The organism is Siminovitchia jepli (assembly GCF_047228825.1).
In the GTDB taxonomy this organism is placed as follows: domain Bacteria; phylum Bacillota; class Bacilli; order Bacillales; family Bacillaceae_C; genus Siminovitchia.
Genome location: NZ_JBFEGN010000112.1, coordinates 1 through 9,060 on the forward strand (window position 1 = coordinate 1; position 9,060 = coordinate 9,060).

The 9,060-nt window shown below is 37.1% G+C and carries 11 protein-coding genes and 2 pseudogenes; 5 read left to right on the top strand and 8 right to left on the bottom strand.

Annotated features, from left to right (window positions below):
* Positions 1 to 49 precede the first annotated feature (49 nt).
* The 5 genes from AB1L08_RS20240 to AB1L08_RS20260 all read right to left on the bottom strand — a co-directional run bounded on the left by AB1L08_RS20240 (position 50) and on the right by AB1L08_RS20260 (position 4,001).
* A complete protein-coding gene (locus AB1L08_RS20240; protein WP_413066434.1) occupies positions 50 to 310 on the bottom strand; it encodes a hypothetical protein in 261 nt (86 codons plus the stop codon).
* Between the two features lie 344 nt (positions 311 to 654).
* Complete coding sequence (locus AB1L08_RS20245; protein WP_413066435.1) at positions 655 to 1,089, bottom strand: GNAT family N-acetyltransferase; 435 nt, start codon at positions 1,087 to 1,089, stop codon at positions 655 to 657.
* Positions 1,090 to 1,119: 30 nt separating this feature from the next.
* Positions 1,120 to 1,854 (bottom strand): CPBP family intramembrane glutamic endopeptidase, encoded by a 735-nt coding sequence (locus AB1L08_RS20250; RefSeq protein WP_413066436.1) that lies wholly within the window; start codon positions 1,852 to 1,854, stop codon positions 1,120 to 1,122.
* Between the two features lie 14 nt (positions 1,855 to 1,868).
* Complete coding sequence (locus tag AB1L08_RS20255; RefSeq protein WP_413066437.1) at positions 1,869 to 2,822, bottom strand: alpha/beta hydrolase; 954 nt, start codon at positions 2,820 to 2,822, stop codon at positions 1,869 to 1,871.
* A gap of 69 nt (positions 2,823 to 2,891) precedes the next feature.
* Positions 2,892 to 4,001, bottom strand: coding sequence for a helix-turn-helix domain-containing protein (locus AB1L08_RS20260; protein ID WP_413066438.1), 1,110 nt, complete (start codon positions 3,999 to 4,001; stop codon positions 2,892 to 2,894).
* Positions 4,002 to 4,463: 462 nt separating this feature from the next.
* Between AB1L08_RS20260 and AB1L08_RS20265 the strand changes: the two genes are divergently transcribed.
* The 4 genes from AB1L08_RS20265 to AB1L08_RS20280 all read left to right on the top strand — a co-directional run bounded on the left by AB1L08_RS20265 (position 4,464) and on the right by AB1L08_RS20280 (position 6,014).
* Positions 4,464 to 4,619, top strand: coding sequence for a hypothetical protein (locus AB1L08_RS20265; protein ID WP_413066439.1), 156 nt, complete (start codon positions 4,464 to 4,466; stop codon positions 4,617 to 4,619).
* 26 nt (positions 4,620 to 4,645) lie between these two features.
* On the top strand, positions 4,646 to 4,822 hold the full coding sequence (locus tag AB1L08_RS20270; RefSeq protein ID WP_413066440.1) for a hypothetical protein: 177 nt from the start codon (positions 4,646 to 4,648) through the stop codon (positions 4,820 to 4,822).
* Positions 4,801 to 5,142 (top strand): hypothetical protein, encoded by a 342-nt coding sequence (locus AB1L08_RS20275; protein WP_413066441.1) that lies wholly within the window; start codon positions 4,801 to 4,803, stop codon positions 5,140 to 5,142. The genes AB1L08_RS20270 and AB1L08_RS20275 overlap by 22 nt, the downstream gene beginning before the upstream one ends.
* Positions 5,143 to 5,732: 590 nt before the next feature.
* Positions 5,733 to 6,014 (top strand): tyrosine-type recombinase/integrase, encoded by a 282-nt coding sequence (locus tag AB1L08_RS20280; RefSeq protein WP_413066442.1) that lies wholly within the window; start codon positions 5,733 to 5,735, stop codon positions 6,012 to 6,014.
* Positions 6,015 to 6,265: 251 nt separating this feature from the next.
* Here the strand turns inward: AB1L08_RS20280 and AB1L08_RS20285 are convergent.
* The 3 genes and pseudogenes from AB1L08_RS20285 to AB1L08_RS20295 form a co-directional block, all read right to left on the bottom strand.
* Positions 6,266 to 6,670 (bottom strand): annotated as a pseudogene (locus AB1L08_RS20285) (winged helix-turn-helix domain-containing protein); the annotation flags it as partial.
* Between the two features lie 379 nt (positions 6,671 to 7,049).
* Positions 7,050 to 7,508: pseudogene (locus tag AB1L08_RS20290) on the bottom strand (ATP-binding cassette domain-containing protein); the annotation flags it as partial.
* A gap of 364 nt (positions 7,509 to 7,872) precedes the next feature.
* Complete coding sequence (locus tag AB1L08_RS20295; RefSeq protein WP_413066443.1) at positions 7,873 to 8,307, bottom strand: DNA recombinase; 435 nt, start codon at positions 8,305 to 8,307, stop codon at positions 7,873 to 7,875.
* A gap of 575 nt (positions 8,308 to 8,882) precedes the next feature.
* Between AB1L08_RS20295 and AB1L08_RS20300 the strand changes: the two genes are divergently transcribed.
* A complete protein-coding gene (locus AB1L08_RS20300) occupies positions 8,883 to 9,026 on the top strand; it encodes a hypothetical protein (RefSeq protein WP_413066444.1) in 144 nt (47 codons plus the stop codon).
* Positions 9,027 to 9,060 lie beyond the last annotated feature (34 nt).

Sequence of the window (9,060 nt, forward strand, 5' to 3'; positions counted from 1 at the left end):
GTACAAACCTAATTATACCAAAGGTTGGAGCCCTTTTTGTATTTATAAACTAGATTTTACTTTCGTAATCCAGGATTATTAATTCAAAACGGTTTGTGTCTTTAAAATTGTACATCATTCCTATACCGTCATTTTCCTCAATATCTTCACAGCATGTAAATTCAGATAATTGTTTTAAATAATGAATCTTATTACTTTTAAAATATGCTTGCCACATATCACCAGCCTCAAAAAATGAGGTTTTATAGTGCATACCTACCATTAAACGTTCTTTGAATTCTTTGTAAACAATTTCTTTTAATTCTGCCATAATACGCTGGCCTCCTATGAATCTCATTTCAAGAAACAATATATTACTCAAGTTTCGGGGTAAAAAAATACGCGGAAATCGTTTCAAACGGAGGTGAAATAAATGATACTGAAATATCAAAAATTGCAGCTGCACAGGCGCTGATTGAGCAATTAAGGATGGTTTTCACCCACACTCTTCGAGCAAATAAACGGTTTCTTTGGAAGTTGATCCAGAAAGTTAACTCCGCTTCATGCGGGGCTGCATGCTAATGGAATGTGCCGATCCCTTTCATCCCAATCATTAAAACTTATTCATCATATCCGAAACTTGGGTTATTTATGTGAAAGCGATACGGTTTTCCGTTAATAGCTAAACATAACGTTTATAAAACCATCTTTGTCAAGTTCGTCGGATAAAGGAATAAATCCAACCGACAAAAATAATTTTTTGCTAGGCTCATTTGTATAGTGAATACCTGCGAAAATGTGTTTTATGCTGCTATTTGCATATCTTTTCATAACTTGTTCGAGTATTTTTTTTCCATAACCTTTACGTCTGTAATCGGGCCTTATGATAATGGATATATATGCCTTATCTTCTTCTATTTCAAAATCAACTTTACCTATAAACTCGTTATTAATTGAAATAATCCAGCAGTAAAAATGAGGTTTTGAAGCAACATAATTGATATATTGCTCCGTCAGCTTTTCAATATGAAAACTATCACCATCCCAGTACCAACTATTTACAAGTGCAACATGTTCAATGTTTATGTCGTGAAATATAAGTTCTTCCATTATTGCTTGAACCTCCAAAATTCCTTTGTCTCAATTTAAATTGAACAATACAGGGAGAAGAATCAATTGATTGATGACATGGGTAGAGATATGGCCGAGCATCGCATATGCTAATCCATGTTTCCAATATAAATAACCAAAGCCGATTCCCGGGAAAAAGTTAAGCAGCAAAGTACGAATGACAGACACTGTGGTTAAACCAAACGTTTGTGCAGTTGCAGGAAGATGGCCTGCTGCAAATATAAGGGCGGCAATCACAATTCCGGCAATATAAATGCCAGCGTTATCCCTGGATTTCACCATTCTGCCGGCAATCCATATAATAAGCGACATAAGTCCATATCTTAGAAGCACTTCCTCAATTATGCCTCCGTATAATAGGCTGCCAAGGAAATAAAGCCAAGAGAATTCAAATTTCTCCTCCAATTCCAATGCTTCGGCAAATACAAGTTTTTCCGGAATGGCAATAAGGCCAGCGGACAATAGTCCAATGACTACTGCTGCAGCAATACTTTTTCTGCTGTAAATAAACGGTTTGTTCAAGCTTACTCTCGGAGAGGCCCATGCTCCTATTATAGCGGCAATACCCGCCATGACTGCCGTTTGCAGCATAGCAATGATAACAATGACTTTCTTCGACCCGAGTTGAGCAGCTATTTGGCTTTCCATTTCAGGGGTTAATGTCATAACTTGCTGAGCTCCTAAAATTGCGCCTGCTGCCAGCCCCAAAATCAATGCGGCAATAACTTTTTTCACAGCTGACATCCTCCATATCATGCTTAGCAAATAGTCTGAAGCCACTTCGCAATCTCATCGATAAGTTCGTATGCTATTGGCTCATTTGCCGATTTTTTATACATTTTGTTCAATGCTAACAAAGAGCAAGCTTCCTTCTGATTCTTCAACATATGATTCATATCATCAATCATGACGGTTCGGATATTGTCTAAAGCCAAATTTCTCAAATGATAGAAAGGCTCTACTGGCGATTGAACGTCTCTGCCTCCGTTTATTGCCAGCACCTTGCATGATAAAGAGGATAAAATATTTAAGATTTCTTCATCATTCAGAGATAAATGCTCTCTTAACCACTTGGCTTGAACGATTCGGCTGCTAATCCTTACAGTAGCTTCATTGGTTTGCGTTACTTTATCAAATAGTTGCTTTTGCTTGAGCCGTTGTTTTTCGGGCGACACAAGCTTGCGCAGGAGTGCTCCGGAAAATCCGGGTTTGCTGGCGATTTCTGATAATAAGGCTTCATTTTGAGATGTCATTACACTTTTCAAGGATGTACCGGCACCAGCCAATAAAATGATCCCGTCTACATGTTTTCTGCTTGCGCAAATTGTTGCTATAATCGTGCCTTCACTATGTCCCAGCAAAACAATTCTATTAAATGCGATGCTTTCATTTGAGTTCACATCATCAATGATATCGCTTATGCATTGAACAGTATCGTAAAGTCCGGCGCAATTAAAATCTCCTGTACTTGCCCCTATACCAATCTTGTCATACCGCAGCGTTGCAAAACCGGCTTTTGTCAATTCATCGGATAACTGTTTATAAAGATTCGTCCGCATGCCTCTCATATTGCCGTTGCGGTCAACCGGACCGCTTCCTGGAATAATGACAATGAGTATATCCGATTTTCTTTCAATGCCTGGTTTTGCCAATGTCGCTCCGATTACCAATCTCCCTTGATCTGTTGAAATTTTTATATCTTCTTCTGTCATCATATCCTCCTGTGAATCTATAACTTGAGTACCCTTCATAATCAAGATATATAATTTTCGTTTGTTTTCTCATTTAGAAGAAACAATACGCTGTAAATTTTTAACAATTGCCTTGAATGTTGCCTCTTCATGTAAGGGATGAAATGCTGGCTCATCCTGTATGATTTTCAACAAGTCAGTTTTAATGGCTTGTACATCGCGCGGAGCAGAAGAACTTGATTTCATATTCTTTTCAATCCAATTGTCAACGGTATAAAAATATTCATCGCCGCAAATGTTCATTGGGAATGATATATTTTTACACGTATGACAATAGTGTTCCAGCATGCGCATCGCATCTGTAGACCGATGCTGTTTCATATAGCCTAAAGATGCTTTATAATAAAAAGTAAGTTTTACATGGATATTCAATTTTTCAATATTATATAGGTCTATCATTTTTTCAATACGATTTATCATCTCATCAAATAAGTTCTGATTATCTGTTGCATATTCTAAAAAATCGATTTCACTTGAAACCATACTGAACAAGTGTTGGAATGCGCTGATCTGTAATGTTTCTTTGACTTTCTCTATATTGGACAGCATAGCATAAGCCCTTGCAATTAACTTTTCTACACCAAATTGAATTGGGACTTCATATCCAAGCAATTTTAAAAGTTCTTGCGGCTTGTTCATAATGAGCAATGCAGACGCATGGATAATCTGTGCTTCTTCTATTAATTGGCGGTCGCCGCTCCATACAACTACACGCTCACACAATTCGACTATCCGCTCCAAAACCATCTGTGGATTTTTTGAGTAAAAATAATGATTAAGGTATAATTGAGCCATTCTTACCAAAAACGGGAAGCAGGAATAGTATTCTTTTAACATACTCTCAATATCTTTTTGAACAACTTCAAAATTCTCCTCACTTAATCGTTTTGAAAAATTCCGATAAAACTCCATTATTCTTATACTAGTAAGTTGTGGCTCATAGCCCAGCAACTCATCAATTGTAATATCAAACAGAGTGGCTAACCTGGGCAACAAGGATAAATCCGGGTAACTTAACCCCTGTTCCCATTTCGATACTGCCGCACTGGATACGCCCATAAAAGCTGCCACATCCCCTTGGGTCATGCCAAACTTTTTTCGCATAAATGTAAAATTGTCTGAAAATCTAAACTCTTTCATAAACAAAATCTCCTTCAATTAAAATTATAAATACAGCTAACATAATCAACAAGGGAATGATAGTTGATTATACTTTAAATATTCAACCTTTGGTTGATTTAATTAACCGAAATAGCAACTATATTTTTTGATAGGATTATCCTGGATTACGAAAGTAAAATCCAGTTTGCAAATACAAAAAGGCTCCAGCCTTTGGTATAGTTACGCTTACGAAACTAAAATTCCTACTCCACTTCCGTTCCCAGCAGGAGAATGGGTTGGCTCAACAGTTTATTGACGGCAAGTCCCCTCATTATACTTTACTGGGAAAAGGAACCTCGCAAAATTTAATGTGCAGCTCACCATTAAGTCTCTTTGTGTAATTTAATCACAAATATTTAAATGTGCATTTTTTTCACCTATAATTGTGTTGAATGGAGAGGTGCATGTGAAATATGGGGATATATTAAAAAAGCCCCTGTCATGTTTCATGAACTTGCATCTGACCCAGAGAAGAAGGTTAAGGAACCGATTAAACCCTATAAAATGAAAAAGATGTTCCTGGAAGAAGATGACGAAGAATACGGTGAAGGATTCGGAGAGTTAGAAGACTACTTGAATCACATTATGACCCAGTGAATTGAAGTAAAGAAAGGAGGAAAAAGATGAGTGAGCAATTGTTGAAGCAAATTTTAGAAGAAATTTCAGAAATAAAATCAGAGGTGACTGAACGATTAACCAGCATAGAATCAAAACAACTAATATCATATGGACAAACTGGAAGACGAACGGTTAATTCCAAGCGAAAGGGTGAGGATTGTTGGAGAAAAAGTTGGATTTAATTCTTAAAAAGCTTGAAACACTTGATGAACTAAAGCAAGAGTTTCCAAAACTAAAGCAAGAGTTTCAAGAACTAAAACAAGAGTTTCAAGATGTTAAAACGCAATTAAACGAAAATACACAACTGGCAAAAGCCATTCGTGACCGCCAAGAAGAAACAGACGCAAAACTAGAATCCCTAACAATGGATGTTCATAAAATACACGGTGAACTCTCATCTCTCAAACAGGGACAAGATCGCCAAGACAAGATTCTCGAAGCGCTTGCCATGCGCTCTCTTGAACAAGAAACAGAACTGCGTGATTTGAAAAGGGTCAAATAACAAATAAATGTTTATGCTTTTAAAATTGCACGACCCACTAGGTCGTGTCTATTTTTCATGCATTATAGGATACATTTATTTATGGTGAATGCCTGACGAACATATTTTCTTTTTAGTTTAAATCGAAAGTGATAAGATGCAACAGTTTATAAACGATCTGACAGACGAAGGCTTATCCCCCAGGTACATTGAGTATATAAGCATTATATTGTATGGGGCTCAGGAATAAGCCCGTATTTGGAAGGTAATTAAGTTCAACCCTCTTGTTGATGTTGAAAGACCGAGACCAAGAAGGGGCAATCATGTAACGTGGACCGTTGAAGAAATGGAACGTTTCCTAAGTGTAACAAAACTGCTGGACTTAGATTATACACAATCGTAAGTGTGGCATTGAAAACAGGGATTCGGAGGGGGGCCTTGCATTGGAAGGATAGAGACTTTGAGAATCAAGAAATCTCGCCTAGTTTATGATAAAAAAAGGATTTCGGTCCAGCACTCCAAAAAGTGAAGCGTCTGTTTGAAAAATAACGATTGGCGATTCGTTAATTTCCGATTTTAAGAAATGGAAAGCCCAGCAAAATGAAATTAAGTTGACTTTAGGGAAGGTTTTTAAAGATAAAGAATTAGTTTTCACAACAAAAACAGGTAAGCCTATTTTCCCTCGACACCTAACAATTCAATTTAACGAAGCGATCCAGACAGCAGAGGTGCCCAAAATACGATTCCATGATGTAAGGCACACTCATGCGACCTTATGTTTAGAAGCTGGTATGTCATTAAAAGAAGTGCAGGATCGCCTTGTTCACAGTAGCATAAAAACAACAGGTGACGTTTATGCTACTGTGACAAAAAATGAAAGAGAAATACACTGAGTTATTTGAAAAACACATTTCAAAATAGGGTTTTTGCAAGGTATGTGGTCAAAATGTGGTAACGCGAACATTTCCCGCCCTAAAACCCTATGATATTAGTGTTAGTTGAGCCACACACCACATGTGTTATCATTAAAGGTTGGTACATTTCCACGAATATCCTGATTTTGCGTGAATGTATTCCCCCTAAAAGGGAAATTTTCCAGGGGGGTGCAATAATTCTGAGTTGATAGTTTTCTTGGTGTTATTTTCTATTTTTTAAACCGATAACCCACTCCCCAAATGGTTTCGATATATTGGGGATTAGAGGGATCCGTCTCGATTTTTTCTCTAATTTTTCTAATGTGAACCGTAACTGTTGTATAATCTCCAATTGCGTCATACCCCCAAATACGTTCAAATAAACGTTCCTTTTTGAAGACGATGTTTGGGTTTGTCGCCAAAAAATACAACAGATCAAATTCCTTTGCGGTAAAAGTTCTTTCTTCACCATTAACAAGGACTTGTCGCGAATCACTATGAATGGATAGACCTTTAATTCTAATGTCATTATGTTTATGTTCACGATTTATCAACCGATCGTATCTCGCAATATGAGCCTTCACACGTGCCACCAACTCATTTGGATTAAATGGTTTTACAATATAATCATCAGCTAAATTTTACTCTTATATTCTTAATTATACATAAGAGTCCAGTAAAGTTCATCTATATTTTCAAGTAAGAAAGAGCCAATTAATCTTCACGGATTATTTCACGATGAAGTTAAAAAGCATTTATCAGATCTACATATTCCTGCTACCCATAAGACATCTTCATGCAAGTGCAATCGGAAATGGTCAGATGGCGAAAAGTGCACAAAAGCCCTTCCGGTAAGTGGCTCATCTTTTCCGGCAACAACCGCTTCTCGCAGATCGTCGTCTACGGCAAGTGCAGTGAAAACTCTATAGGCGCGTTCATTGGAGCCATCACGGCTACAGATCCATCGTTTGGCACTACTTCAGCCGGCTGGAGTCTGCCTCTGCCGACATCAACTATCGTAGCATCCTCAATTTCCCAAATTTCGGTACATACCTGATCAAGAAATGCTCGATCGTGCGAAACAATTAAAAGTGCTCCAGGAAAATCATGTAATTTATTTTCTAACCAGACAATATGGTCATAATCTAAATGAGTTGTTGGTTCATCTAATAGTAATAGTCCCGGTGATTCATTAAAAGCCCTTTGAAGATATGATTGTGTTATTTCGCCCCCACTTTTGCTTATGTTTATATTTTTAAATTGCGGCACTAGTTTGATAGATGTGAATAAATCAATTTTTCCCTCATCAGGATAAATTTCTCCATTAATAATATTTAATAAAGTCGTTTTTCCGCTTTCGTTCCTACCAACTAAACCTATCCGCTGTTTATCATGTATTTGCAACAACTCTATATCGAACAAGAGTCTCTCTTGAACATAGTGTTTTAACGATATTCCTTCAAGTAATAGCATATTTCCATCTCCTTTTTTAGGGGGAAACAGAAATACCCCCTATTTCTATACAGAATAGGAGGCTTGTAACCGCATGGGTATACACCTTAAAAAAACCTATGTCTTTCAAGGTCAATCACATATAACAATCCAATCCTATTCTGAAAACTAATCATCCAAGTCATGACAAAAAAGCAGTATTTTTCTGCTCATTTAAAACTTGTGATGTTTTCTAATAATAGGATTAATTGCTCATGTAATTGGTTCACCCTTTCATATTTATCTTATCTTACATATTATCAAAGTGTGTTGATTAAAGTCAAGTTCATACTGCGAAAATTAAAAGCCACCAAAGGGTGTTAGCCCTTAATTGACTGTTAATATTTTATATCTCTTCTTCAATCTCAATCCCAGATTTGAATTCAACAACGAGTTTATCTTCAAGCACCGTAACCTTTTCAATAAGCCGCCTTACTAATTGCTCATCATATCTCTCCAACTCGCAAGATTGTTCATTCAAGAAATCAGTCATTTCAGCGATTCGTTGCCTTTTCCCTTCTCGCTCTGCATTTTCAACAAGTGCATTTTGCTTCAATTCTCGAAGTCGGTAAATTTCATCAGCCACATCCTCATAATCATTCTTTGATTTTGCTTGTATAAGGAGCTGTTGTTGCAATTCTTCCAATTTTCTATCAATATCATCGGTGGTATTATCATTTTCTTCATTGAATATAGTAGCTATGTTTTTCTGCAAGGTTGAGAGGAAGGGTTCTTTGTTAGCCAAAAGTTCGTTAATAGCCTTGACCACTACTGTCTGCAATGTTTCCCCGTTGATGGTTGGGGAGGTACAGTCAGATCCCTTTTCCTCCAAGTGACTGACACATCGCCTAACAATAGACCTACACCCATGGTTATTGCAATGTACCTGTATTAAAAATTTACATCCATCCTATCTCCACAATCCTAAGAATTTATCTATTCTGTCAACTCAACCCTGATTAATTTTAGGCTCAAATTTTATCCAAAAATATACCCTCGATATGTTCCCATGAACGATATCGAGGGCTAAAGTCGAGTAGACAGATTTGCTTTCATTTTATGAAAACTAGTATTATATTATCAAGCCTTCCCGGGCTTTATTTTCTAGTCATCAAACATACCGTCTCAACGTGGCTCGAGTTGATGGAATTGATGTCTGTGGGGGATTTTTGAACCTTACGTATGAGGAAACATATCTATTAGAATCTTGATTTGATAGATATTCCCATCTCTAATAAATTGAACTACACTCACCCTTATAATATGCTTCCTCGCTATTTAGTGTTTAGTCTAAAAATTCATACAGCTGTCAATACTGGGTAGAAACTACAAAAATATCTAGGAGTTGACCGCTTTATGAAAGATTTCCAGGAAGAGTATAACGTATTCGAATCTGCTTTAGAAATACCTGAGCCGTGGTATGTTTTCCACCATGAGTTGGACAAAGACGAAAAAACTGATTACAGCCATGCAATTGACCCAGTTGTGCCATCTTTTTGATCCACCTCTGCCATGAAATTGATCCACCTAAGAC